The sequence below is a fragment of the Gordonia sp. p3-SID1431 genome (assembly GCF_025143765.1).
Classification (GTDB): Bacteria; Actinomycetota; Actinomycetes; order Mycobacteriales; family Mycobacteriaceae; genus Gordonia; species Gordonia hongkongensis.
Genome location: NZ_JAMBDT010000041.1, coordinates 1 through 23,873, shown reverse-complemented (window position 1 = coordinate 23,873; position 23,873 = coordinate 1). Strand labels below are relative to the sequence as shown.

General features: G+C 69.7%; 24 protein-coding genes. 10 read left to right on the top strand and 14 right to left on the bottom strand.

Annotation, left to right across the window (positions count from 1 at the left end):
* Positions 1–57: 57 nt before the first annotated feature.
* From M4D77_RS12420 to M4D77_RS12405, 4 genes are all read right to left on the bottom strand, one after another.
* Positions 58–1,860: an acetyl/propionyl/methylcrotonyl-CoA carboxylase subunit alpha gene (locus M4D77_RS12420; protein ID WP_259936331.1), complete on the bottom strand. Its 1,803-nt coding sequence runs from the start codon at positions 1,858–1,860 to the stop codon at positions 58–60.
* 206 nt (positions 1,861–2,066) lie between these two features.
* On the bottom strand, positions 2,067–3,620 hold the full coding sequence (locus tag M4D77_RS12415) for a condensation domain-containing protein (protein WP_259936330.1): 1,554 nt from the start codon (positions 3,618–3,620) through the stop codon (positions 2,067–2,069).
* Positions 3,617–4,054: a SufE family protein gene (locus M4D77_RS12410; RefSeq protein ID WP_055475052.1), complete on the bottom strand. Its 438-nt coding sequence runs from the start codon at positions 4,052–4,054 to the stop codon at positions 3,617–3,619. Before M4D77_RS12410 ends, M4D77_RS12415 begins: the two co-directional genes overlap by 4 nt.
* A gap of 13 nt (positions 4,055–4,067) precedes the next feature.
* On the bottom strand, positions 4,068–4,964 hold the full coding sequence (locus M4D77_RS12405; RefSeq protein WP_055475116.1) for a sulfurtransferase: 897 nt from the start codon (positions 4,962–4,964) through the stop codon (positions 4,068–4,070).
* A gap of 152 nt (positions 4,965–5,116) precedes the next feature.
* Between M4D77_RS12405 and M4D77_RS12400 the strand changes: the two genes are divergently transcribed.
* Positions 5,117–6,100, top strand: coding sequence for a metalloprotease (locus tag M4D77_RS12400; RefSeq protein WP_259936329.1), 984 nt, complete (start codon positions 5,117–5,119; stop codon positions 6,098–6,100).
* Positions 6,101–6,125: 25 nt separating this feature from the next.
* On the opposite strand, the gene M4D77_RS12395 is transcribed toward M4D77_RS12400, so the two are convergent.
* Genes M4D77_RS12395 through M4D77_RS12385 form a run of 3 tightly spaced genes read right to left on the bottom strand, consistent with a single transcriptional unit; the run spans position 6,126 to position 8,676 of the window.
* Positions 6,126–6,794, bottom strand: coding sequence for a nucleoside triphosphate pyrophosphatase (locus M4D77_RS12395; RefSeq protein ID WP_259936328.1), 669 nt, complete (start codon positions 6,792–6,794; stop codon positions 6,126–6,128).
* A gap of 2 nt (positions 6,795–6,796) precedes the next feature.
* Positions 6,797–7,015 carry an acyl-CoA carboxylase subunit epsilon gene (locus M4D77_RS12390; RefSeq protein WP_171011626.1) on the bottom strand — a complete coding sequence of 73 codons (219 nt, stop codon included), beginning with the start codon at positions 7,013–7,015 and terminating at the stop codon, positions 6,797–6,799.
* Between the two features lie 32 nt (positions 7,016–7,047).
* Positions 7,048–8,676 (bottom strand): acyl-CoA carboxylase subunit beta, encoded by a 1,629-nt coding sequence (locus M4D77_RS12385; RefSeq protein WP_055475049.1) that lies wholly within the window; start codon positions 8,674–8,676, stop codon positions 7,048–7,050.
* A 158-nt stretch (positions 8,677–8,834) separates the two neighbouring features.
* Between M4D77_RS12385 and M4D77_RS12380 the strand changes: the two genes are divergently transcribed.
* Positions 8,835–9,626 carry a biotin--[acetyl-CoA-carboxylase] ligase gene (locus M4D77_RS12380; RefSeq protein ID WP_259936327.1) on the top strand — a complete coding sequence of 264 codons (792 nt, stop codon included), beginning with the start codon at positions 8,835–8,837 and terminating at the stop codon, positions 9,624–9,626.
* A 74-nt stretch (positions 9,627–9,700) separates the two neighbouring features.
* Here the strand turns inward: M4D77_RS12380 and M4D77_RS12375 are convergent, their stop codons facing one another.
* Positions 9,701–10,312 carry a hypothetical protein gene (locus M4D77_RS12375; protein WP_259936326.1) on the bottom strand — a complete coding sequence of 204 codons (612 nt, stop codon included), beginning with the start codon at positions 10,310–10,312 and terminating at the stop codon, positions 9,701–9,703.
* Between the two features lie 141 nt (positions 10,313–10,453).
* Between M4D77_RS12375 and M4D77_RS12370 the strand changes: the two genes are divergently transcribed.
* The 3 genes from M4D77_RS12370 to M4D77_RS12360 are packed head-to-tail and all read left to right on the top strand — an operon-like array spanning position 10,454 to position 13,162.
* Positions 10,454–11,086: a PH domain-containing protein gene (locus tag M4D77_RS12370; RefSeq protein ID WP_259936325.1), complete on the top strand. Its 633-nt coding sequence runs from the start codon at positions 10,454–10,456 to the stop codon at positions 11,084–11,086.
* Positions 11,083–11,757: a response regulator transcription factor gene (locus M4D77_RS12365; RefSeq protein WP_004572230.1), complete on the top strand. Its 675-nt coding sequence runs from the start codon at positions 11,083–11,085 to the stop codon at positions 11,755–11,757. Before M4D77_RS12370 ends, M4D77_RS12365 begins: the two co-directional genes overlap by 4 nt.
* A gap of 7 nt (positions 11,758–11,764) precedes the next feature.
* On the top strand, positions 11,765–13,162 hold the full coding sequence (locus M4D77_RS12360) for a sensor histidine kinase KdpD (protein ID WP_259936324.1): 1,398 nt from the start codon (positions 11,765–11,767) through the stop codon (positions 13,160–13,162).
* Here M4D77_RS12360 and M4D77_RS12355 read toward each other — a convergent pair.
* Complete coding sequence (locus M4D77_RS12355; protein WP_197282748.1) at positions 13,134–13,694, bottom strand: GtrA family protein; 561 nt, start codon at positions 13,692–13,694, stop codon at positions 13,134–13,136. The two genes, M4D77_RS12360 and M4D77_RS12355, sit on opposite strands and share 29 nt — an antisense overlap.
* 182 nt (positions 13,695–13,876) lie before the next feature.
* On the opposite strand from M4D77_RS12355, the gene M4D77_RS12350 reads away from it, so the two are divergent.
* Together M4D77_RS12350 and purE are read left to right on the top strand one after the other, a co-directional pair.
* Positions 13,877–15,073 (top strand): 5-(carboxyamino)imidazole ribonucleotide synthase, encoded by a 1,197-nt coding sequence (locus M4D77_RS12350; protein WP_311199318.1) that lies wholly within the window; start codon positions 13,877–13,879, stop codon positions 15,071–15,073.
* Entirely contained in the window at positions 15,070–15,582 is a 513-nt protein-coding gene (gene purE / locus M4D77_RS12345; RefSeq protein ID WP_055475043.1) for a 5-(carboxyamino)imidazole ribonucleotide mutase, read from the top strand. The genes M4D77_RS12350 and purE overlap by 4 nt, the downstream gene beginning before the upstream one ends.
* Positions 15,583–15,594: 12 nt before the next feature.
* On the opposite strand, the gene M4D77_RS12340 is transcribed toward purE, so the two are convergent.
* Genes M4D77_RS12340 through M4D77_RS12325 form a run of 4 tightly spaced genes read right to left on the bottom strand, consistent with a single transcriptional unit; the run spans position 15,595 to position 19,286 of the window.
* Positions 15,595–16,425, bottom strand: a complete 831-nt coding sequence (locus M4D77_RS12340; protein ID WP_078112028.1) for a dienelactone hydrolase family protein — start codon at positions 16,423–16,425, stop codon at positions 15,595–15,597.
* 4 nt (positions 16,426–16,429) lie between these two features.
* Positions 16,430–16,804: a nitroreductase family deazaflavin-dependent oxidoreductase gene (locus tag M4D77_RS12335; RefSeq protein ID WP_055475041.1), complete on the bottom strand. Its 375-nt coding sequence runs from the start codon at positions 16,802–16,804 to the stop codon at positions 16,430–16,432.
* 38 nt (positions 16,805–16,842) lie between these two features.
* On the bottom strand, positions 16,843–17,559 hold the full coding sequence (locus M4D77_RS12330) for a TIGR03089 family protein (protein WP_259936322.1): 717 nt from the start codon (positions 17,557–17,559) through the stop codon (positions 16,843–16,845).
* On the bottom strand, positions 17,547–19,286 hold the full coding sequence (locus tag M4D77_RS12325; protein WP_259936321.1) for an LCP family protein: 1,740 nt from the start codon (positions 19,284–19,286) through the stop codon (positions 17,547–17,549). Before M4D77_RS12325 ends, M4D77_RS12330 begins: the two co-directional genes overlap by 13 nt.
* Before the next feature lie 593 nt (positions 19,287–19,879).
* Here M4D77_RS12325 and rfbD point away from each other — a divergent pair.
* Genes rfbD through M4D77_RS12310 form a run of 3 tightly spaced genes read left to right on the top strand, consistent with a single transcriptional unit; the run spans position 19,880 to position 22,892 of the window.
* Positions 19,880–20,830, top strand: a complete 951-nt coding sequence (gene rfbD, locus M4D77_RS12320; RefSeq protein ID WP_226512978.1) for a dTDP-4-dehydrorhamnose reductase — start codon at positions 19,880–19,882, stop codon at positions 20,828–20,830.
* A gap of 5 nt (positions 20,831–20,835) precedes the next feature.
* Entirely contained in the window at positions 20,836–21,714 is an 879-nt protein-coding gene (locus M4D77_RS12315) for a glycosyltransferase family 2 protein (RefSeq protein WP_189340022.1), read from the top strand.
* Positions 21,715–21,758: 44 nt separating this feature from the next.
* Complete coding sequence (locus M4D77_RS12310; RefSeq protein WP_065632800.1) at positions 21,759–22,892, top strand: sugar phosphate nucleotidyltransferase; 1,134 nt, start codon at positions 21,759–21,761, stop codon at positions 22,890–22,892.
* Positions 22,893–22,910: 18 nt separating this feature from the next.
* Here the strand turns inward: M4D77_RS12310 and M4D77_RS12305 are convergent, their stop codons facing one another.
* Positions 22,911–23,558, bottom strand: a complete 648-nt coding sequence (locus tag M4D77_RS12305) for an O-methyltransferase (protein WP_055475035.1) — start codon at positions 23,556–23,558, stop codon at positions 22,911–22,913.
* Positions 23,559–23,873: the final 315 nt, after the last annotated feature.

Here is a 23,873-nt window from a genome sequence, read left to right as displayed (position 1 = left end):
CTCGCACCTCAGGGAGCAAGGGCGCTCGCACCTCAGGCAGCGAGGGAGCGGTGTGTCCTACTTCAGCTCGAGCAGCACCGTGCCCTGGGTGACGGCAGCGCCGGCCTCGATGGTGAGGCCGGTGACGACGCCGTCCTTGTGGGCGGTGACCGGGTTCTCCATCTTCATGGCCTCGAGGACGACGACCAGATCGCCGGCGGCGACCTCCTGGCCCTCCTCGACGGCGACCTTGACGACGGTGCCCTGCATCGGAGCGGCCACGGCGTCGCCGGAAACGGCTGCGCCGCCACCCTTTTTGCGCGAACGTGCCTTCGGCTTCTTGCGGACGACGCCGTTGGCCGAGCCACCACCGCCACCGAGGGCGAGATCGCCGGGCAGCGACACCTCGACGCGACGGCCGCCGACCTCGACGACGACGTTCTGCCGCGGGGCGGCCTCGTCGTCTTCGATGGGCTCGCCGCCGGTGTACGGCTCGATCGGGTTGTCCCAATCGGTCTCGATCCACTTGGTGTAGACGTCGAACTTCTCGCCGTCGCCGATGAAGGCGGGATTGGAGACGATGTGCCGGTGGAACGGGATGACCGTTGCCAGACCCTCCACCTGGAACTCGGCGAGCGCACGACGCGAACGCTCCAGCGCCTGCTCGCGGGTCTCGCCGGTGACGATCAGCTTGGCCAGCATCGAGTCGAACTGGCCGCCGATGACGTCACCCTCGACGACGCCGGAGTCGACGCGGACGCCGGGGCCCGTCGGCTCCTTGTAGACCGAGATCGGTCCCGGGGCGGGCAGGAAGTTGCGGCCGGCGTCCTCACCGTTGATGCGGAACTCGAAAGCGTGGCCGCGCGGGGTCGGGTCCTCGGTGAACTCCAGCTTCTCGCCGTTGGCGATGCGGAACTGCTGACGCACCAGGTCGATGCCCGCGGTCTCCTCGGTGACCGGGTGCTCCACCTGCAGGCGGGTGTTGACCTCGAGGAACGAGACCAGCCCGTCGCTGCCGACCAGGAACTCGACCGTGCCGGCGCCGTAGTAGCCGGCCTCGCGGCAGATGGCCTTGGCGGACTCGTGGATCTTGGTGCGCTGCTCGTCGGTCAGGAACGGGGCCGGAGCCTCCTCGACCAGCTTCTGGAATCGACGCTGCAGCGAGCAGTCGCGGGTGCCGGCGACGATGACGTTGCCGTGCTGGTCGGCGATGACCTGGGCCTCGACGTGGCGGGCCTTGTCGAGGTAGCGCTCGACGAAGCACTCGCCGCGACCGAACGCCGCGACGGCCTCGCGGGTGGCCGACTCGAACAGGTGCGGGATCTCCTCGATCGTGTACGCGACCTTCATGCCACGTCCACCGCCGCCGAATGCCGCCTTGATGGCGACCGGCACGCCGTGCTCCTGGGCGAAGGCGACGACCTCGTCGGCGTCCTTCACCGGATCCTTGGTGCCGGGGGCCATCGGTGCGTCGGCCTTGAGCGCGATGTGACGCGCGGTCACCTTGTCGCCGAGGTCGCGGATCGACTGCGGGGACGGACCGATCCAGATCAGCCCGGCGTCGATGACGGCCTGCGCGAAGTCGCCGTTCTCCGACAGGAAGCCGTAACCCGGGTGGATCGCGTCGGCGCCGGACTTCTTGGCCGCGTCGAGGATCTTGTCGAAGACCAGGTACGACTCCGCCGATGTCTGCCCGCCCAGTGCGAAAGCCTCGTCGGCGAGTTTGACGAACAGTGCGTTCGCGTCGGGCTCGGCGTACACCGCGACGCTCGCGATGCCTGCATCCCGGGCGGCGCGGATCACGCGGACAGCGATTTCGCCACGGTTGGCGATGAGGACCTTGCTGATTGCGGACGGAGTGTTCGCAGAGGTACTGGGCACTTGTTCTCCTGGGCCTTACTCGTACTCAGGTGCACGACGCGGTAGCGCACGCGACACGTTTGTCGGACGTCGGTCAAGTCTGGCGGCCCGCCGTCACCGGCCGGGATGCGGACGGCGAGGGCGATGCGACACCTTCGCGGTGCAGGTGTCGCGACCTTCCGGGCAATACCCTAGCCCACCGAGCAATCGTTCGGTGGAGCCCTGGGTCACAACGCCGGAGAGAATGTGCTCGCATCACCGAGGCGTCGGACCAGTTCGGCGAAAGCACGCAGGTAGGCGTGGACGGGACCACCTGTCGGGTCGATCGCCCAACCGTCTTCGGAACGGGCCTCGGCGGCGGGAAATGTGACGTTTCCCTCATGTTGTGCACCCGGAGTGTTCGCCGAGGCGGCGACGCCGAGCTCACGCAGCGGCGACTCGCGCGGGAACCGGGCGGAGTACCGCAGCCCCGACGGGGTGCGGTTGATCCAGATGTACACCTCGTCGGGCGAGTAGCTGTGACTGCGGAGGACCTTCGCACGCCCCGCGTCGGCGGCCCCGGCGCCCGGTGCATAGCGCGTGTCGATGAACGAGATGACGAACCGCGGGCCACCCTCGTGCCCGATCAGGTCGGCCACTCGCAGGAACGGCAGCGAAGCGCCCTGACGCCCGTGCTTGAGCGCGGCGGTGGATCGGACGACGGACTGGTCGAACGTCGGGGAGTCGGACATGTCCAGACAGAAGGGAGCGACCCCGACGAACCAGCCGAGGGAGGTCAGCCAGCGGGCGTCGTCGCGCGTGTGCCGCGGCAGCACACACCGGAACTGCCGATCGCCGGTCAGTTCGTGGTGCACGACGGCGAAGGCCGCCAGCACTCCGGCGGTCAGCGTGCCGCCGGCCTCCGAGCAGATCGCGGTGAACCGGTTGGCCGTCGCGTCGTCGGCGACGACACCCCACAGTGACTCCTGGGGGAGTGCCGCGTCCGTGTCGACATCGTCGGGGGCGGCATCGTCGTGGGTGCGGTGGCCGGTGGCCGGGTCGGCCGTGTGCAGGCCGGGCATGTCACCGTTGCCGGCGGCCAGAAACTCCGACCACAGGCCGACGGCCGGGTGATCGCGCCCGGTCTGGTCGGCGAGCCGGCGTTCCTCGGCGCTGAAGTCGACATAACTGCCGACCTCGGGCAGATTCGCGCCGCGATGCTCCCGCGCCGCCCCGTACATCGACACCAACTCCTGCTGGGCCATGATCAGCGAGTACCCGTCGACCAGCGAGTGATCGGCGGCGAAGAGGAGCGTGAACGAGCGTTCGCGTCCGACCGTCGCGAACCGGTAGGCCGGCCAGTGCAGCGGCGCGGTGGCTCGATCGAACGAGCCCGCCAGTTGCTCCACGAGCGGACCCGACTCGGCGTACCAGCCGACCCGGCCCATCGTGAGTTTCACGGTCCCCGGCGCGGTGGTCAGCCGCTGCAGGCCGGAGCCCTTGATCACGACGTGACTACGCAGCACCTCGTGCCGGTCGATCCACTGGGTCAGCACCGACCGGATGGCCGGAATCGACAGCGGCTCGTCGAACTCGATGCTCAACCCGAGCCAGGCCTCACGTCCGCCCTCGCGACGCGTGCGGACCCGGTACTCGAACGCCGCCCGCAGATGCTGCTCGTGATTATGCGAGGTCAGGCGCGAATCGTAGTCCCAATTACCCAGTCCGCCCGGCACATACGGAGTCCACTCGACGAGACCGCCGGGCGCGATGGGTTCGTCGCGGATCTGGATGAACTTCATGCCCCGGGCGTGTCGGGCACCTGGGCGCGAACCTGCGCCTTGATGCGGCCCAGCATGCCCGCCATACCCCGCAGGCGCAGCGGACTCACGGCGCTGCCGAGTCCCAGGTCGTAATAGAAATCCGATGGCACGTCGAGGATTTCGCGCGCCGACGCGGTGTCGAGTCCCTGATGCAGGATGGCGGCGAAACCGCGGGTCGTCGGCGCCTCGCGCGGAGCGCTGAAATACAGCCGCACCGACGACGGGTCCGCGGCGTCGACGGACAGGAAGACCGGCGACTGGCACTCGGGTACCGGTTCCATCGCATCCTGCTCGAGATGCGCCGGTATGTCCGGCAATTCGCCGGCGAACTCGAGCAGGAGCGTGACCTTGTCGGAGTCGTCGAGTGCGCCGAAGTCGTCGACGATCTCGGCCAGGGCTGGAGGCAGACTCATCGTGCGGTCGGGTTCACTCGGTGCCGGGAACGGCGCCCGGCTCCTCGCCGACGGCGATCGGCACGCGCACCGCGTTGCCCCACTCGGTCCACGATCCGTCGTAGTTGCGGACCGCGGTGTGCCCCAGCAGATGTGTCAGCACGAACCAGGTGTGGCTCGACCGCTCACCGATGCGGCAGTAGGCGATCGTGGGCGTCTTCGGGTCGAGCCCGGCGTAGATCTCGTCGAGTTCGGCGCGGCTGCGGAAACGGCCGTCGGGGGCGGCGGACTTCGCCCACGGGATCGAGATGGCGGTCGGGATGTGCCCGCCGCGCAGCGCGCCCTCCTCCGGGTAGTCCGGCATGTGCGTGCGCTCGCCGGTGTACTCCTGCGGGGAACGGACGTCGACGAGGGGCTCGGTGCCCAGGGCCTCCAGGACCTGCGGCGCGAACGCGCGGATCTTGGCGTCGTCGCGCTCGACCACCGGGTAGTCCGACCGCGGGTAATCGGGGACGTCGAAGGAGGTGTCACGGTCCTCGGCCATCCAGGCGTCGCGGCCACCGTCGAGCAGGCGGACGTCCTCGTGGCCGAACAAGGTGAAGACCCACAGCGCGTAGGCGGCCCACCAGTTGCTCTTGTCGCCGTAGATCACGACAGTGTCGTCGCGTTCGATTCCCTTGCTGCGCATCAGTTCCGCGAACTGCTCGCCGTTGATGTAGTCGCGCGTGACCGGGTCGTTGAGATGAAGGTGCCAGTCGATCTTCTGAGCGGTCGGGATGTGGCCGATGTCGTAGAGCAGCACATCCTCGTCGGACTCGATGATCTTGAGTCCTTTGGCGCCGAGATGCGCCGACAGCCACTGGGTCGTCACCAGCCGCTCGGGGTGGGCGTAGTCGGCGAAGGCCGGATTCGGGTCGGTGTCAACGCTCACGGTGCTCTCCAGCTCGCTGTTCGGACGTTCCGCGTGGATCACGCGCGGACCATCTGCGGTCCCGCTGATAAAGCGTAGGGCATCGGCCGGACCGTGCTTCGATCAGACGACAAACGCCAGGTGAAGCGGGTCCCGCCTGCTACGTTCGCCGAATGATCGATCGACGCGGGCCCCTCGCGATGCGGTGGGCGGTCGCTCTGGCCGCCGTGGTGACACTGACCGTCGGAAGCGGATGCGCACTCATCCCGTCCGAGAATTCCGGGGAGCCCCGTCCGTCGTCCGCGTCGACGAGCAGCGCACCGAGTCCGACGCCGTCGCGCTCACCGGACCCGACCGGCGACGCCGAGGCGGCGCAGTGCCGGCCCGAGGACTGCCCGAAGTTGCCCACGCCGACCGCGGAACTCATGACCAGCGGGGTCACTCCGGCCAACGTGGACACCGCGGTGCCCGACTACCTCACCACGCTCCTCGACGACCTCGACCAGACATGGGGTGGGTGGTTCGACGAACTGGGATGGGGCGACCCGGCACCGGGACGGGTGCTGATCGAGTCCGGCACCTCCTTCGCCACGGAGTGCATTGCCGGCGACGAGGATTCGAACCCGGTACCGATCCCGTCCGACGAGGCCAACGCGTTCTTCTGTGGAGTGGACACCGAACCGAACGGAGAGGGCGCCCCGACCGAGGGCAGCATCGTGCTCCCGGTCGACACCTTCGCGGCCATCTGGGACGGCAACGTCTTCGGGGTGCCGTCGCCGATCGTCGGCGACTTCACGGCGGCGATCGTGGTCGCGCACGAATACGGCCACAACGTCGTGTTCCGGATGGCCGAGGCGTTCGACATCCCCGACAGCCGTCTCCCGGCCGGCAAGAACAGCGAGCTCATCGCCGACTGCCTGGCCGCGAACTGGGGTGCGACCGCCTATCAGCGGGATGCGCTCGGCGCGAAGGAGATCCTGCAGGTCGCGACCCTGCTGCCGATCATCGGCGACACCGGCGGCGCCTCCGGACACGGCTCGGCGCGCGAACGTGCGGTGGCGTTGACGGTCGGACTGACCGGCCCGCAGTTCAACCGCCAGGGTCAGCCGGTCGACTGCATCGAGCGGTACTGGCCGGAGTTCTTCGAGGTGGAGTAGGGCCACCTCAGGCAGCGGGTCGTCGTCAGTGGCGCCAGAAGTCGGTGACCGAGAGCCCGACGTCGGCCAGGAGGGTGCGGACCAGCGGCAGGCCGATACCGATGACCGACGACGGGTCGCCCTCGATGCGCTCGACCAGCCAGCCACCCAGACCGTCGAGGGTGAATGCGCCGGCCACCTGTAGAGGTTCACCGCTGGCGACATACCGCTCGATGACGTGGTCGTCGGCGGCGGCGAAATGGATCGTGGTGGAGCTCGTCCCGCCGGCGGTCGCGGGCCGGTCGAGGCGGATCAGGTGATGGCCGGTCAGCAGGTCCGCGCTACGACCGCGCATCTCCGACCACTGCGCGACGGCGCGTTCGGGGGTGTGCGGTTTGCCGAGCAGCCGGCCGCCTAGATGGAGCATCGAGTCGCAGCCGATGACGGCCACGGGGCTGCCGGACCCGGCGAGTTCGGCGATCTCCGGAAGTGCCGCAACGGCTTCCGCCTTCGCGCGGGCGAGTTCGGCGACCACCACACCGGCCGGTGTGGAATCGGGGAGCGCGGCGAGGAGCGCATCCTCGTCGACATCCGACACCCGCACGACCGGCTCGACGCCTGCCGCCCGAAGGATGCGGAGCCGGGCAGGGGAGGCCGAACCCAGTACGAAGGTCGGGCCGGGAGTACCCGGCCCGATCTCGGATTCGGATGTCATCGTCAGTAACGCAGGTTGGTGAAGCTTCCCGGGCCGCCCCACTGCGGACGCAGTCGGTCGATCGGGTGGCCCCAATCGTTCCGGGTCTCGGGCTCGGCCGAACCGCCGCCCGAACCGGCACCGGCGAGGACGGTCACCAGCACGGCGAGGTCCTCGTCGGTCGGATTGCCGCCGACGACCGTCAGGAACGGACGCTCGGACTTGGTGGAGTCTTCGCTCACGGAATTCTCGCTCTCGGAACTGACCGCTGGTGTCACAGGGGGATGTTGCCGTGCTTCTTGGGCGGCAGGTTGACCATCTTGCGCTCGAGCAGCTTGAGCGCGGTGGCGATCTGACCGCGGGTGTGGCTCGGCGGGATCACCGCGTCCACGTATCCGCGGGCGGCCGCGACATACGGGTTGACGAGGGTGTCCTCGTACTCCTCCTGCAGCTGCAGACGCAGTGCGTCGACGTCCTCACCCTTGGCGGCCGCGTCCTTGAGCTGGCTGCGATACACGAACCCGACCGCACCCGAGGCGCCCATGACGGCGATCTGGGCGGTGGGCCACGCCAGGTTCACGTCGGCACCCATGTGCTTGGAGCCCATGACGTCGTACGCGCCGCCGTAGGCCTTCCGGGTGATGACGGTGATCTTGCCGACCGTCGCCTCGCCGTAGGCGTAGAGCAGCTTCGCACCGCGACGGATGATGCCGCGGTACTCCTGATCGGTGCCGGGAAGGAAGCCCGGGACGTCGACCAGGGTGACGATGGGGATGTTGAAGGCGTCGCAGGTGCGCACGAACCGGGCGGCCTTCTCCGAGGCGTCGATGTCGAGGCAGCCGGCGAACTGCGTCGGCTGGTTGGCGACGATGCCGACGCTGCGGCCGTCCACCCGGCCGTAGCCGATGATGATGTTCGTCGCGTACTCGGCCTGCACCTCGAGGAACTCGTCGTCGTCGAGGATGCGACGGATGACCTCGTGCATGTCATAGGGTTGGTTCGGCGAATCCGGGATCAGGGTGTCGAGCTCGAGGTCTTCTTCGGTGAGGGTGTCCTCGATGGAACCGGCGGCCGGCTGCGCGACGGGCAGACGCGGGGCATCGGCGCGGTTGTTGCTCGGCAGGTAGCTCAGGAGTTCCTTGACGTACTCCAGGGCGTCCTCTTCGTCGGAGGCGACATAGTGCGCGGTGCCCGACTTCGACATGTGCGTGTGGGCGCCGCCGAGCTCCTCCATCGTCACCTCTTCACCGGTGACCGTCTTGATGACGTCCGGACCGGTGATGAACATCTGGCTGGTCTGGTCGACCATGACCACGAAGTCGGTGAGCGCGGGGGAGTACACGTGACCGCCGGCCGCGGCGCCCATGATCAGCGAGATCTGCGGGATGACACCGGAAGCACGCACGTTGCGGTGGAAGATCTCGCCGTAGAGGCCGAGCGAGACCACGCCCTCCTGGATGCGGGCGCCGGCGCCGTCGTTGATGCCGATCAGGGGGCGACCGGTCTTGATCGCGAGGTCCATGACCTTGACGATCTTCTCGCCGTAGACCTCGCCGAGACTGCCGCCGAAGACGGTCGAATCCTGCGAGAAGACGCAGACCTCGCGACCGTCGATGGTGCCGTAACCCGAGACGACGCCGTCACCGAGCGGGCGGCGCTCGGCGAGTCCGAAGTTGGTGCTGCGGTGCCGGGCGAGGGCGTCGAGTTCGACGAAGGACCCCTCGTCGAGCAGGTGGGTGATCCGTTCCCGCGCGGTGAGCTTGCCCTTGGCGTGGGTCTTCTCGACGGCGGCCTCACCCACCGGATGCTTGGTCTCCTCGAGACGATTGCGCAGATCGGCGAGCTTTCCCGCCGTCGTGTGGATGTCGGGAGCGGCGGCGTCGTCGCGCGAAGCAGTGGTCATGACTGACGATGCTAACTACCCGAGTGTGAGCCACGTCAACCGGATCAACGTGAGATATCCCTCAGGTTTACGAGCGATCGGTCGGTGGGCCGGCGGGTCGACCGTGAAACCGGTGGTATGCGTTCGTGCGGAGGCGGCGGCCAGTAGTTTCGTCAGGTATGAGTCTCGACGCCGATCTGCTCCGCACCCGTCTCACCGGCACCCGCTGGCACCGGATCGAGGTGGTCGAGGCGACCGGTTCGACCAACGCCGACCTCGTGTCGCGCGCCGCGGGCGAATCCGTCGGGGGCACCGTGCGGATCACCACCGACCAGACCGCCGGACGTGGCCGCCACGCCCGCACCTGGACCGCGCCGGCCGGCACGCAGCTGGCCATGTCGGCCGCGCTCGACGTCGCCGACCACACCGAGGACCTGGGCTGGCTGTCGCTGCTGGCCGGACTCGCCGCCGTGCAGGGTGTCGACGACGCGATGGGGATCCGTCCGACGCTCAAATGGCCGAACGACGTGCTGATCGACGGCAAGAAGGTCGCGGGCATCCTCTCGGAATACACCCGCAGCGAGCATGCCGCAGGTGGCCCGGGAGGCGTGGCGGTGATCGGCACCGGGCTCAACACCACGATGGCGGAGGAGCAGCTGCCGGTCCCGACCGCCACCTCGCTCCGGCTCGCCACCGGCCGCGACGTCCCGCTGACCGAGCTCGCCGCGTCGTACCTGCGGGCGCTCTCCGAGCTGCTCGACCTGTGGCCGCACGACCTGGACGGGCTCGCGGCGCGGTACCGCGCCGACAGCGACACCATCGGCCGTCGCGTACGGCTGGTCCTGCCCGGCGATCGTGAGGTCGTCGGCACCGCGACCGGTGTCGACTCCTCCGGCCGGATCGTCGTCGACGCCGACGGTGAGCAGGTGGTGGCCGCCGCGGGGGACGTCACCCACCTGCGGCCGGAGTGACTTCGACTCGGCTCAGCCGGCGGGGGACACTCCGCACCTCGCCGGCTCAGCCAGCGTGGAGTCGGGCGGTGTGACTAGCGCTGGACGCTCTTGCCGGCCATCGCCGGGATGATCGTCAGCGAGGGCAGACCGATCACCAGATGCACGATCGCGGTCTCGATGCCCACCGAGATCTGGTTGTAGGTCAGGATCGGGATCAGCACGGCCGCCACCAGCAGCAGGCCGACGATCCACCGGTAGAACTGATCGGGTGACGGCGTGATGAGGTGCAGCACGTACCAGAGCGCACCCGCGGCAAGCGCGCACAGGAAGCCGACGACGCCGAACCAGAGCTCGCTGGCGGCGACCGGGTTCCACACGCCGAACTTGCCCGACTCGTTCACCTTCTCCACGAATGCGGAGATGATCCAGGCGACGAGCCATGCCGCGAGACCGGTCACCACGCCGGTCATGACCACACCGCCGGCGAACGTGACGGGGTTGATGTCCGGGCCACGACGGGGCTTGGCGGGCTGGCCCGGCCGGCCGTAGGCGCCCTGGCCCCCGTACGGATCCCCCGCATAGGGATCGGCCGCGTATGGATCGCGCGCATACGGGTCGTTCTGGCTGCTGTAGGCACGCGACTCGGGTGTGTAACCGGACTCGTAGCGCGCGGTCCGCGGGTCGCGGGGATCCTGGTAGCTCATGGCGTTCTCCTCCCCGACCGGTCGTGGGAGCCGATGGTCGGATCTGGTGTCGGTCGGATCTGGTGTCAGGGCCCTGGCATGCTCACGGCACGAGGACGGCGGTCGGCGTGATTGGCAGTCTACTGCGGCACCCGGCCGTTTATGCTGAGCCGCATGGCCTATCCGCGGGAGAACCTGGCGTCGGGGGAACGCGTCGTCCTCCATCGGCACCCGCACTGGAAATGCCTGCTCGGGCCGTTCCTCTTGTTCGGGCTCCTCACCGCCGCCGCCGGCGTACTCCTCGGCGTCATCACGTCGTCGGGGTTGCGGTCGACACCGCAGACCGTGCTGCTCATCGCGGTCGCGGCGGTCTGGGCCATCGGCTTCTGCTGGTACTTCGTCCGCCCGCTGATGTCCTGGAAGACAACGCATTTCGTGCTCACCGACCGGCGGGTGATGTTCCGCAACGGAATCATCACCCGGTCGGGCATCGACATCCCGATCCGCCGGATCAACACCGTCGAGTTCCGGCACGGCCTCGTCGACCGGATGCTGCGCACCGGCACGCTGGTCATCGAGTCGGCCTCCGACGAACCGCTGTCCTTCGACGACATCCCGCAGGTGGAGAGGGTGCACGCGCTGCTGTACCACGAGGTGCTCGACGTCCACGACGACGAAGATCATCCGTGGGACGGACACCGGCGCGATTCCCACGACCAGCCCGCCGACGGTCCCGTGCACCCCGGTGACCGGGCGGAGAACCGGGGGGAGAACCGGGGGGTCCGCGACCGATGACGACAGTGCTGCTCGCCGAGGACGACGCCGCGATCGCCGAACCGCTCGCGCGGGCGCTGTCGCGTGAGGGTTACGGCTGCGAGGTGGTCTCGACCGGGGCGGATGCCCTGGAGAAAGCCCTCGACACCCGCTATGAACTACTCATCCTCGACCTCGGGCTACCGGTGCTCGACGGTCTGGAGGTGTGCCGGCGGGTACGTGCCCAGCGACCCGCGCTCGCGGTGCTGATGCTGACCGCACGCACCGACGAGGTGGATTTCGTGGTCGGCCTCGACGCCGGCGCCGACGACTACGTCGGCAAGCCGTTCCGCCTGGCCGAGCTGCTGGCGCGGGTGCGTGCCCTCCTGCGGCGTCGCCAGCCCGGCGACGTCGTCCTCGAGGGCGGTGCCCTGCGCCTGGACGCGCGGGCACGCCGCGTCCTGGTGAACGGACACGACCTCACGCTGGCCAACCGCGAGTTCGACCTGCTGCGCTTCCTCATGGAACGCGCGGGCGAGGTGGTGACGCGCGAGGAGATCCTCACCGAGGTGTGGGGTTCGGCCGACCTGCGGTCGTCGAAGACCCTGGACATGCACATCTCGTGGCTGCGCCGGAAGATCGGCGACGACCGCCACGACCGTCCCCGCCACATCGTGACCGTGCGCGGCGTCGGATTCCGGTTCGACCCCTAGTCGTCTCATGCGCCGTCGCCTGCTCACGACCATGATCGCCGTCCTGCTGGCGGTCGGTGGGCTGCTGGGCATCCCGCTGAGTGTCGTCGCATGGTGGTGGGTCGCCGACAACGCGCATCAGGACCTCGACAATCGGCTGAAGGTCATCGCAGACCAACTGATCCGGCAGGAGGGGGCCGACGGCCGGATCCCGCCGGAGTCCCTCGACCGTGAGGCGTTCCAGCTGCTGCTGCCGCCGAACGGCAGCCTGATCGTCACCTTCCCCGACCCCACCGGCACCCTGCAGCGCACGGTGGTCGGGGCGGACATCAGCGAGCCCCGGCTCTCGGAGTCCATCGCGCTCGGCGCAGCCGGGACGCTGACCCTGTCCATCCCGCGCGACGAGGTGCGCAACGACCAGTTCACCGCCGCCTCGATCGTGGCCGTCATCGTCGTCGCGTCTGTCATCGGCGGCACGCTGGTCGCCGCGGTCACCGCGGGTCGGATCGTCGATCCGCTGACCGATCTCGCCGATCGGGCCGCGACCATGGGCCGGGGCGACTTCCGGACCCAGTGGAAGATGTACGGCATCGCCGAACTCGATCGGGTGTCGCGTGCACTGGCCGACGCGAACGCCGAACTCGCCCTGCGCCTCGAGCGCGAGCGGGAGGTCGCCGGCGACGCCTCCCACCAGCTGCGCAGCCGCCTCACCGCGATCCAGCTACGCCTGGAGGAACTCTCCCTGCACGATGACCCCGCGGTCGTCACCGAGGCCGAGGCCGCCCTCGATCAGATCGAGCGGCTCGCCGCCGAACTCGACGAGCTGGTCGAGGCGTCCCGGGCCGACGAACCCGCGCCCGAGTTCGTCGACGTGTCGGACATGCTGACGACGCTGGTCGGGGATTTCCGGCACGCCTTCGAGGCGAGGGGCCGCGAACTGCTGGCGACCTTCGACGGCGTCCCGCACGCGCTGACCGCGAACCCGGGTCGTCTCCGGGAGGCGGTCAGTGTGCTGGTCGACAATGCCCTGCAGCACGGCCGCGGGACCTGCCGGATCCACGTCGGCACCCTGCCCGCGGGGGACCTGGTGCGCATCACCGTCGCCGACGAGGGTGACGGGGTCGCCGACGAGATCGCCGCACACATCTTCCGTCGGGGTTTCTCGGCCGGCCGACGGCCCGGCGCGGGCCGGAGCGGGGTCGGCCTGTCACTCGCGCGGGCACTGATCGAATCCGACGGTGGCCGACTCGAACTGACCGTCCGGCGACCGCCGGTGTTCGCGATCGTCGTGCCCGCGCGGCTGGTCACCGGACGCGATCAGCTCGGCACCGACCGGGGCGACTCCGAACTCGCCGACGAGATCGACGAGAACTCCGGCCGGCCCCCCCGATCGGGGGTCAGGCGTGACCGAGTTCCTCATCGTTGAGCTCGGCGAGCGAGGGGTGCAGGTCGGTCGATCCGGCGTCCCCGCCGCGCAACTGTTCTTCGGGGAAGGCGAACTTGCGCAGTGCCCAGAACCGGAACGCCATCTGCATGAGGTTGCCGATGATGTAGCCGAGCACGAAGTCGATGACCACGATCTCGGACACGCTGAGGTTGGAGCGCATGTCGAAGATGTTGTTGGCGACGAACAGTGGAGCGGCCTGGAGGATGACGCCGATACCGCTGATGGCGAAGAACAGCATCGCCTCGTGGTGACGTTCGCGGCCGCCGCGGTTCTTGAACGCCCACTCGCGATTGAGGATGTAGCTCAGGATGGTGGCCAGGACGCCGGCGATGACCTTGGCGATGACCGGCTTGGTCTCCAGGACCGTGAGGCTCAGGCTGTAGAAGATGGCGAGGTCGAAGACGAAGGTGGTCCCGCCGACCATCGCGAACTTGATCAGTTCGTGGTGCCGCATCACGAGCCGACGGACCGGCGCTGGGAGGCGGGCGATCATCTCGTCGATCAATGGCACAAGATCCGAGTGTACGAAACGAAACCGCCGGGACACGTGCCGGGCGGTTGTGCGAATGATGCCGCGTACATGCCACGATGGTGCGCGTGAATTCACGCGAGCAGGTCGGCGGTGCCGTGGCCCCGTCGTCGCAGGTGCCGCCGGTCCCTGAGTCGGGGCGCCCGGGCGGCCGGGCGTCGGGGATGCCGACCGTGACGATGATCGGCGGTGGCCAACTCGCTCGGATGACCCACCAGGCCGCCATCGCGCTGGGTCAGTGCCTGCGGGTACTGGCGGCCTCGGAATCCGATCCGGCCGCCCAGGTGAGCGCCGACATCGTCCTGGGGTCGCACGACGACCTCGACGATCTGCGGCGCGCCGCGTCCGGGTCGGTCGCGGTGACCTTTGACCACGAGGGTGTCCCGCTGGCGCACCTGCAGGCACTCGAAGCCGACGGCGTCGCGGTGCTGCCGCCGTCGAAGGCGCTGCATTTCGCGCAGGACAAGCTCGCCATGCGGTTCCGGCTGGCCGAGCTCGGCCTGCCCGTGCCCGACTTCGCCGACCTGTCCGGGGACCGGGCCGCGGCCCGGTCTCGTCTGATCGAGTTCGGCGAGGCCAACGACTGGGCCATCGTCGTCAAGGCGGTCCGCGGCGGTTACGACGGCCGCGGGGTGTGGCTCGTCGACGGCGCGGACGACGCTCTCGCGGTCTTCGACGAGTACCCCGACGACGCACCGGCGCTGCTCGCCGAACAGAAGGTGCCGATGCGACGAGAGTTGTCGGCGATGATCGCGCGGTCGCCGTTCGGCCAGGGTGGGGCGTGGCCGGTGGTCGAGACCATCCAGCGCCACGGGCAGTGCGCGGTCGTCCTGGCACCGGCTCCCGGGCTCGACGACGAGGTCGCCGCGCAGGCACAGCAGATGGCGTTGCGGCTGGCCGACGAGCTCGGTGTGGTCGGTGTGATGGCGATGGAACTCTTCGAGACCGTCGACGGCGAGCTGGTCGTCAACGAGCTGGCGATGCGTCCGCACAACAGCGGGCACTGGACGATGGACGGCGCGGTGACCTCGCAGTTCGAGCAGCACCTGCGCGCCGTCCTCGACTATCCGCTGGGCAGCACGGCACCGAGTGCGTCGGTGACGGTGATGGCCAACATCCTCGGTGCGGCGGACGCACCGGCGATGTCGATGGACGAGCGGCTGCACCACCTCATGGCCCGGATGCCCGAGGCCAAGGTGCATCTCTACGGCAAGGGCGAGCGACCCGATCGCAAGATCGGGCATGTGAACATCGTCGGGCGCGAAGGGGATTCGCCGGAGTCGGTACGGGAGCGTGCCGAACGCGCGGCCCAGTGGATGTCGCGGGCGACGTGGACCGACGGATGGGATGAACATTCATGAGTGAGACGCACGGCCCGCGGGTGGGCCTGATCATGGGCAGTGATTCGGACTGGCCGACGATGAAGGCGGCCGCCGAGGCCCTCGCCGAGTTCGACGTGCCGTTCCAGGTGGGCGTCGTCTCGGCTCACCGCACACCGCAGCGCATGCTCGACTACGCGGCAGGGGCGGCGGGCCACGGCATCGAGGTGATCATCGCGGGAGCCGGTGGCGCCGCGCATCTTCCGGGCATGGTCGCGTCGGCGACCCCGCTGCCGGTGATCGGGGTACCGGTCCCGTTGCGGCATCTCGACGGACTGGATTCGCTGCTGTCGATCGTGCAGATGCCCGCCGGGGTCCCGGTGGCCACGGTGTCGGTCGGCGGCGCCCGCAACGCCGGGCTGCTCGCGGTCCGCATCCTCGCCGCCGCCGACGCCGACCTGCGCGCCCGGATGGTCGAATTCCAGCAGGGGCTCGAACAGATGGTTCTCGACAAGGACGCGGCACTCCAGCAGGAACTGCTGGGGGAGTAGCACTTCCGCCGATCAGATCGTCGGCTGCAGGCCGAGCTTCGCGGTGAAGAAGTCGATGACCCGATCGTAGGCCTCGCGGGTCGGTTGCCCGGGCTCGTCGCGGAGGTCCTCGGTGAGCACCGAATGTGGCCGCGGCAGCATCGAATCCGGGTTCGCGGACTCGTCGGGTAGTTCGATGCCGATGAAGGCATCGCCGAGGAGCTCCCGCAGGTACGCGAATCGGGCTCCCGGCACGAGGCGGTCGCCCTGGAAACGCAGACCCATCACCTCGAGGCCGCGTGCGCACCGCGCTTGCACCAGAGCGAGATCCGACTCGCTCACGTCGATGGCCCGCGCGCGTCCCGGCAACACCGCGAACGGCAATGAGGGCTGGGACAGCACCGGGGCGAGCATCCGCTCGTCGGTGGCCATCGCGAGTGCGAACCCGCCGGTGAAACACATCCCGACGGCACCGACCCCGGGGCCGCCGCACCGGTCGTGTTCGCGGGCGGCCAACGCCCGCAGCCACGACGCGACCGGTGACGTCTTGCCGGTGGCCAGGATCGTGAACTCGCGGGTGATGCAGGCCCGGGCGATGGTGCCGAGCATGTTCGTCGCCGAGCCGACCGCGCCGAGGTTGTCGGGTCGAGGATCACGGCCGTCGACGCCGAACAGCGACGGCAGCACCGCGGTGGCGCCCGCCCCGGCCACCCGGCGCGCGACGTCGGCGACCTTGGGGCTGATCCCCGGCATCTCGGCGATGACGATGACGGCGGGACCACTGCCGAGGCGATGCACCCGGCGGGTGGTCCCGTACAGGGTCACGTCCTCGGCGACGAAGTCGTCGAGCGGGTCGTCGGCCATCAGATCACGCCGCGTGCAGTGTGCCGAGGAGCGCGGAGTCGAAGAGTCGCGCCGGGATGCGGGCACCCTGGGCGATGTCCGGCGAGTCCGACGGCACCACCCGCGGACCGGTCACCCGGTAGTGCCGGTTCTTGCGGATCAGGCCGAAGGTCCCGGCGGCCTGCACGTTTCGGACCCAATCGGTGTGCCGCCCGTACGTGAGGATGATGGTGAGACGATCGCCGTCGACCCACGCCATCACCGGGATGGAGTAGTGCCTGCCGGACTTGCGTCCGACGTGCTCGACCATCGCGTACGGAGCCAGTCTGGGCGCCCATTGTCGCTGGATGGGGTTGGTCACTCGCTTGTTCAGCCGGGCCACCACGCGGGGGATTCGCATGTCCCCACTGTGCCCGATCGGCGGCGTGCCCGCGGGGTTCACGACAGGATCAGGGTGGCCTTTTCCATCTCGGCGATCGCCGCGAGCCGTTCCGGTGAGGCCGCGGAGACGTGGACGAGGCTGCCGCCCGCCAGCAGAGGTGCCAGGAGGTGAGCGATCACCCGGTCGCCGGAGTACCACGGTCGGGTGGACACCACGCGGGCGCCCGGTCCGATTCCCTCGCGCTCAGCCGTCGCCCGGGCGTCGTCGAGCACCTCGCCGATGGGGGCGCCCTCCAGGGTGGCCGATGCAGGGTACCGAGACGAGAACTGATCGCCGTGGACGCGGACGACGCTGCCGTAGTCGCCGACGCCGGGCGGCAGGTCGCGCAGCGGCAGCGCGAACGGATCGAGCGAGGCGACCACGATCTCGTCGACGTCGGGATGGCTGTCCAGGCGATCACGGCTGGTGAACACGACCATCGGGTCTTCGGTGGAGTCGAAGTGCACCTCGGCGCCTGCCCAGAGCGCGCCCAGCAGGATGCCGGCCGTCTGCCAGTGCTCCGGGAGATCGACCCCGACGACATCGCCTTCGGCGACCCCGATCTCGTCGCGTAGGTAGTTCGCGGTCTTGGCCGCCCAGTTGCCGAGGGTCGCCGCCGAGAGCTCGGTGCGCTCGTCGGTCGCGTCGTCGTAGTAGGTCAGCAGCGGACGCGAATGATCGGCGACCGCGGCGAAGATCGCGTCGGTGAGAGTGTTCGGAGTCAGTTCACGCACATGGGCCCCTCGTTGCCCGCGGTGATCGGCGGGCGCTTGTTGCCGACGCGCTCGCTCGCCGGCGTGTTGTCGGTCTGGTCGCCGGTGTCGCTGATCGAGCCCGGACCGGCGTAGGTGTTGGTGAGCACCACCTTCAATTGATCGTCGCCGAGGGCGGGATCGGCGACGACCTGGGCGCCGCCGAGATCCTTGGCGAGGAGCCGAGCGGCGTCGCTCTTCTCCTTGGCGTACACGATCGAGTCCTTCGTGTCGGCCTTGCCGCTGGAGGTGGCTCCGACCCGGAAACCCTTGTTGGTCAAGATGTTCGCGACGTTCGAGGCGAGCCCGTCGATGGTGCCGGCGTTGACCACGTCGACCGTGTAGTCGCCGCGCTGGATGCCCTGCGTCTGCTTCGGTGCCAGCAGGTCACCGGTGAAGGCCTGGACCTCGCGCGGGTCCACCTGGACGACGCTCTGCTGACCGTCCTCGCTCCAGCCCTGCTCGGTCACGATCGGGATGGTCGCGAACTTCACCCGGCCGCCGCTGAGGTCCTTCAACTGTTCGGCGAACCGGATGATGTCCCAGTCGTCGTCGATGACCACCGACCGCGACACCGCGTCCTGCAGCTCCGACAGCTTGCCCGGATCTGTCAGGGTGTTCGCCGAGATGATCTTCTGCGTCAGCGACGCCATGAACGCCTGCTGACGGGTGATGCGGTCGAGATCGCCGCGGGGGAGGCCGTGGCGCTGGCGCACGAAGCTGAGCGCCTTGGGCCCGTCGAGAGTCTGACGGCCGGCGCGGAACCGCGCGCCCGTGAAGGGATCCCGGACCGCGTTGTTCAAGCAGACGTCGATGCCGCCGGCCGCGTTCGTCAGCAGCACGAACCCCAGCAGGCCCACCTCCGCGTAGTGGTCGACCTGCACGCCGGTCAGGTTGGCGACGGTGTCCACCAACGCCTTCCGGCCCGCCAGGGTGCCCTCGGACTCGGCCTCGCCCTCCGACTTGCCGTCGGTGACCGCTTGCGCGCGAACGGTTTCGCGCGTCGTGCCGTAGGCGGCGTTGATCTTGCTCATCCCGACACCGGGTACGTCGACATACGAGTCGCGGGGGATCGAGATCGCGGTCGCCGACGAGCCGTCGTCGGGGATGCGGATCAGCAGGATGGTGTCGGTGTTGGTCGCGACCTCGTCGCCCGACCGCAGGAGTCGGAGTTCCTCCGGCGACAGCGGATTGCCCTTGGCGTCGGTCCGCGAATCGGTGCCCACGAGGAGGATGTCGACGGCCCCGTCTTCGACGCCACCGCCGAGATCGAGTCCGCCGAGCTGGGTGATGCGGGTCTGCAGGTCCGACATCGTGTTCCAGGCGTATCCGGTGCACAACAGCACCGCCACCGAGGCGACCGCGATGAGCGCACGACCCCAGCCGGCCCCCGGGGTGCGGGCACCTTTGCGTCGGCTGTCCGCCGGCGGCTGCGACGGTGGTTCCGGTGTCGACGACGACGTCGCCGCCGTGCGCCGGTCGCCGGACTTTGGTCCGGTCTGTTTCGGTCCGGTCTGCTTGGGTCCGGTCGGCTTCGGGTCGGCGGACTGGCGTGCGGTCGGCTTCCGCGGGCTCGTCTTGGGGTCGCCCGGCTTCCGCTCGGAGGCCCGTTTGGCGGCCGGGGCCGGGCGGGTGTGGATCTCGCCGGAGGTGCGTCGGACGGGCCGCGGCTCGCCGGGGCGGCGCTGCCGGGTCGGGGTGGGTTCCACGGCTTCTGGCGTGGCTCGTCGACCGCCGGGGGCGCGACGTTCGGAGTTGCGGGGGTCGGCGGCCGGCCGACGCCGGGGGTCGCGGGGTTCGCGTGGATCGGCAGCGCGACGTCGCGGGTCCGGCGGGGGCTGGCGTCGCGCTCGGGGTGGGGGATTGCCCGGTTCACCGGGGAGCGGAGCGGCGCGGCGCGGGGATTCGCGTCCATCTGGTCCACCGTCGTACGGGGGCCGGGCCGGGCGCCTGCGCGCACCGGGCTCCGGGGCGCGCCGATCGCCGGGCATCGGCTGACGCCCGTCCGGACCCGGCCGTGCCGGACGGCGCGGCTGCGCGCGCCGACGCGGGCCGTCGGATGGTGAATCCACTGGTGAGCGGTCCCTTTCGAGGTCGGCACATCGGGTCCGGGGTCGACGCGGCGCGCGTTACGCCTGAGGATGTCGATACTGATGTGCAAGGCGGGTCGGCTGTTGTGTGCTGTCGCCAGGCTACTGAAGTGATTCGCGAATTCGAGAACGCAACGCCGGTCGTGTGAGTAGCCGTCGTCACGTGTGCCGGCGAGCGCGTCGCCGCGTGGGTACCGCCGGACTCCGGCACGATGGTGTTCATGCGTGTGACGCCGAGCAACCCCACCGTGTACATCGTCGGCGCCGGCGGGCAGCTGGGGACTGCCCTGCAAGCACGGTCGAGCGAGGTTCCCGACGTCGTCGTGCGGCCGCTCACCTCAGCCGACGTCGACATCGCCGACCCGACCTCGGTGGCCGCCGCGCTGGGCGACCTCGGCCCCGACGACATCGTGGTGAACTGCGCGGCCTACACCGACGTCGACGGAGCCGAGGCCGACGCGGAAGGCTCGCGGCGGGTCAACACCACCGGGCCCGAGGTGCTCGCGCGCCGGACCGCCGACGCCGGCGCGTGGTTGGTGCACGTGTCGACCGACTACGTGTTCCCCGGTGCCGCCGCGGAGGGTTCCCGGCCGGTCGAGCGGAACGGATACGAACCCGACGACGTGAGCGGAACGCCCGCGACCGTGTACGGCCGCACCAAACTCGACGGCGAACGCGCCGCACTGTCGGCGGATCCGCGGGCCACCGTCGTGCGGACGGCATGGGTCTACACCGGCGGGCCCGACAGCCGCGACTTCGTCGGCACGATGCGGCGGCTCGAACAGTCGCGGGAGACGGTGTCGGTCGTCGACGACCAGCTCGGGTCCCCGACCTACTCGTACGACCTCGCCGACGGGCTCTGGGAACTCGTCGTCGCGGGCCCCCGCGACGAGGTCTGTGGCGCGGTCCTGCATGCGACGAACTCGGGCACGGCCACCTGGTTCGACGTCGCCCGCGGGGTCTTCGAAGAGGTCGGGGCGCAGCCCGACCGGGTCCTGCCCACGACGACCGCCGAGTTCCCGCGCCCGGCCCCGCGGCCGGCGTTCTCGGTGCTCTCCGGCCACTCCTGGGAGGCCGCCGGCCTCACCCCGCTCCGGCCGTGGCGACCCGCGCTGCACGCGGCGATCGCCGCGTCGGACGCCGACCCCGGTTCGTTACCCTGAGCGGCGTGCCAGTTCAGCCAGCCGTGGTGACGGTGACCTATTTCTCCGGCGATCACCTCGTGACCTTCCTGCGTAGCCTCGACGCGGTCACCGACGTCATGCCGCAGGTCATCATCGCCGACAACGGGTCCGACGACGGCGCGCCCGAGCGGGCCGAGCAGGAGTACGACACGGTCACGCTGGTCCGCACCGGCGGCAACATCGGCTACGGCGGTGCGATGAACCGCGGTGTCGCCGAACTCGACCCGGATGTCGAATTCGTGCTCATCTCCAATCCGGATGTCGAGTGGAAGCCCGGTGCCATCGACGAGCTGATGGCCGCCGCGCAGCGCTGGCCGCGAGCGGGTTCGCTCGGCCCGCTGATCCGCGAACCGGACGGCTCGATCTACCCCTCGGCGCGGCGCGTTCCCGACCTCGTGTCGGGCACCGGACACGCGATCCTCGGCACGGTGTGGAAGTCCAATCCGTGGACCGCGGCCTACCGCGCGGACGACGAGACACCGTCGGAACGTCCGGTGGGGTGGCTGTCGGGCTCGTGCCTGCTCGTGCGGCGCGAGGCCTTCGACGCCATCGGCGGCTTCGACGCCCGCTACTTCATGTACATGGAGGACGTCGATCTCGGCGACCGCCTCGGCAAGGCCGGGTGGCAGAACGTCTATGTGCCGAGCGCGGAGGTCGTGCACACCAAGGGGCACAGCGCCGGCCGGCATCCGGAGAAGATGCTGCCCGCCCACCACCACAGCGCCTACCGGTTCCAGGCCGACCGCAATCCGGGACCGTGGCGGGCGCCGCTGCGCCTGGCGTTGCGCATCGGCCTGGAGGTCCGATCCCGGCTCGCCGTGCGCGCGGCGCGACGCGCGTCGGCGAGCGAGAGCTCCCGATGAATGCTGAAGTGAACACCAGTCACCTCGAGGAAGGACCCGATCCAGTGGACAACTACACCGTGCGTGAGTCGGTGGAAAGACCGTCCGTGGGGGGATCGGACAACATCAGGGAGGACGTCGAGGCCGTCGTCCTCGTCGGCGGGAAGGGAACCCGCCTGCGCCCACTCACCCTGTCGGCGCCGAAACCGATGCTGCCCACCGCTGGGCTGCCGTTCCTGACCCATCTGCTGTCCCGTATCCGGGCGGCCGGTATCCGCGACATCGTGCTCAGCACCTCATTCAAGGCCGAGGTCTTCAGCGAGTACTACGGCGACGGTTCGAAGCTGGGCCTGCGCATGCGCTATGTCACCGAGGACGAGCCGCTGGGCACCGGCGGCGGTATCCGCAACGTCCTCGACGAACTGACCGCGAACACGATCGTGGTCTTCAACGGCGACGTGCTCGGCGGCACCGATGTCGGCGACGTCATCGACAGTCACCGCGCCGCCGACGCCGACGTCACCATCCACCTCGTGCGGGTCAGCGACCCCCGCGCGTTCGGCTGCGTCCCGACCGACGCCGACGGCCGGGTCACCGCGTTCCTGGAGAAGACCCAGGACCCGCCGACCGACCAGATCAATGCCGGCACCTATGTGTTCAAGCGCGAGGTCATCGAATCCATCCCGGCCGGCCTGCCGGTGTCGGTCGAGCGTGAGGTGTTCCCCCGGCTGCTCGCCGAGGGCAGTCACGTCCACGCACACGTCGATCACGCGTACTGGCGGGACATGGGTACGCCCGAGGACTTCGTCCGCGGCTCGGCCGACCTCGTCCGCGGAATCGCGCCGTCGCCCGCCCTGGGGGACCGTCGCGGCGAGTCCCTCGTGCACGAAGGCGCGGGAGTGGGCCCGGGTGCCCTCCTGATCGGCGGCACGGTGGTCGGCCGTGGCGCCGAGGTCGGCCCGCGCGCCCGTCTCGACGGCGCGGTCGTCTTCGACGGTGCCGTGATCGAGGCCGGCGCGGTCGTGGAACGGTCGATCATCGGCTTCGGTGCCCGCATCGGGCCGCGTGCACTGGTCCGGGACACGGTCATCGGCGACGGCGCCGACATCGGCGCCCGCTGCGAGTTGCTGCGCGGCGCCCGGGTGTGGCCGGGAATCGAGATCCCCGACAACGGGATCCGGTTCTCGACGGACGTCTAGTCCGGTCGGGGCGGCCGCCTAGCGGATCTTCGCGGCGGCGAGCACGCCGGGCCCGAGCGGGATGACCACGGGAAGCAGCTGCTCGTCGTCGGCGATCAGCAGGGCCGCCTCACGGGCCGCCGCCGTCGGCGGTTCGGTGCGGGCCGGGTCGCCGACCGTTCCGTGCGCGGTCGCGTTGTGGACGACCACGACACCTCCCGGTCGCAACATCCGGACGGCCTCGCGTACGAACCGAGGCAGGTCCAGCAGTGGTCCGTCCACGAAGACCAGGTCATAGGATGCGTCGGACAACCGCGGCAGCACCTCGACCGGCGTGCCGTTGATGAGCCGGGTGCGGCCGGGGGCGATGTCGGCGCCGGCGAACGACGCCCGTGCGGCCCGGTGGTGTTCGGGCTCGGGATCGATCGTGGTCAGCACGCCGTCGGCCGACATGCCGTTGAGCAGCCAGAGGCCGCTCACCCCGGTGCCGGTCCCGATCTCCACGACGGCGCGCGCATCGGCCGCGCGGGCCAGCAGAGCCAGTAGCGCGCCGACCGCCGGGCTGACCGGTGTCGCGCCGAGCTCCTCGGCGCGAGCGCGGGCGGCGATGACGGCGTCGTCCTCGACGATGGCCGACTCGGCGTAGGCGATCAGGTCGGGGCGTGTAGACGGCGTTGACTCGGTCACGCGTCGAGGTTAGTCCGGCCCGCGACGGAACCCGATCCGGCACGCCAGACCTGGGCGAATCCGCTCGCGGCGAGACCGCCGATGCATCCTCAGGCAACACTCAGGCGCCTCATACGGCGGCCACACTCCGATAGGAGAGGGTGAGAGCTGTTCCGGTTGGGACACGTCCCGGGAGGTCGGTGTGAACTCCCTGGCAGCTCGGGAATACCCAGCCGGAATCATCCGTTCGTCTTCGGTGAGTGCTTGGGTCACCGGGTGCGTGTTTCACGAGAGAGGAACCGACCACCGACCATGACCGATCCCCGCGATCCCGCC

Bases quoted from the DNA above. Each gene is read 5' to 3' on its own strand.
- M4D77_RS12350 (WP_311199318.1), top strand. From the start codon at position 13,877: ATGCCGACCGTGACGATGATCGGCGGTGGCCAACTCGCTCGGATGACC.
- M4D77_RS12380 (WP_259936327.1), top strand. From the start codon at position 8,835: ATGAGTCTCGACGCCGATCTGCTCCGCACCCGTCTCACCGGCACCCGC.
- M4D77_RS12360 (WP_259936324.1), top strand. From the start codon at position 11,765: ATGCGCCGTCGCCTGCTCACGACCATGATCGCCGTCCTGCTGGCGGTC.
- M4D77_RS12335 (WP_055475041.1), bottom strand. From the start codon at position 16,804: ATGCGAATCCCCCGCGTGGTGGCCCGGCTGAACAAGCGAGTGACCAAC.
- M4D77_RS12340 (WP_078112028.1), bottom strand. From the start codon at position 16,425: ATGGCCGACGACCCGCTCGACGACTTCGTCGCCGAGGACGTGACCCTG.
- purE (WP_055475043.1), top strand. From the start codon at position 15,070: ATGAGTGAGACGCACGGCCCGCGGGTGGGCCTGATCATGGGCAGTGAT.
- M4D77_RS12385 (WP_055475049.1), bottom strand. From the start codon at position 8,676: ATGACCACTGCTTCGCGCGACGACGCCGCCGCTCCCGACATCCACACG.
- M4D77_RS12365 (WP_004572230.1), top strand. From the start codon at position 11,083: ATGACGACAGTGCTGCTCGCCGAGGACGACGCCGCGATCGCCGAACCG.
- rfbD (WP_226512978.1), top strand. From the start codon at position 19,880: ATGGTGTTCATGCGTGTGACGCCGAGCAACCCCACCGTGTACATCGTC.
- M4D77_RS12375 (WP_259936326.1), bottom strand. From the start codon at position 10,312: ATGAGCTACCAGGATCCCCGCGACCCGCGGACCGCGCGCTACGAGTCC.
- M4D77_RS12415 (WP_259936330.1), bottom strand. From the start codon at position 3,620: ATGAAGTTCATCCAGATCCGCGACGAACCCATCGCGCCCGGCGGTCTC.
- M4D77_RS12395 (WP_259936328.1), bottom strand. From the start codon at position 6,794: ATGACATCCGAATCCGAGATCGGGCCGGGTACTCCCGGCCCGACCTTC.
- M4D77_RS12400 (WP_259936329.1), top strand. From the start codon at position 5,117: ATGATCGATCGACGCGGGCCCCTCGCGATGCGGTGGGCGGTCGCTCTG.
- M4D77_RS12370 (WP_259936325.1), top strand. From the start codon at position 10,454: ATGCTGAGCCGCATGGCCTATCCGCGGGAGAACCTGGCGTCGGGGGAA.
- M4D77_RS12410 (WP_055475052.1), bottom strand. From the start codon at position 4,054: ATGAGTCTGCCTCCAGCCCTGGCCGAGATCGTCGACGACTTCGGCGCA.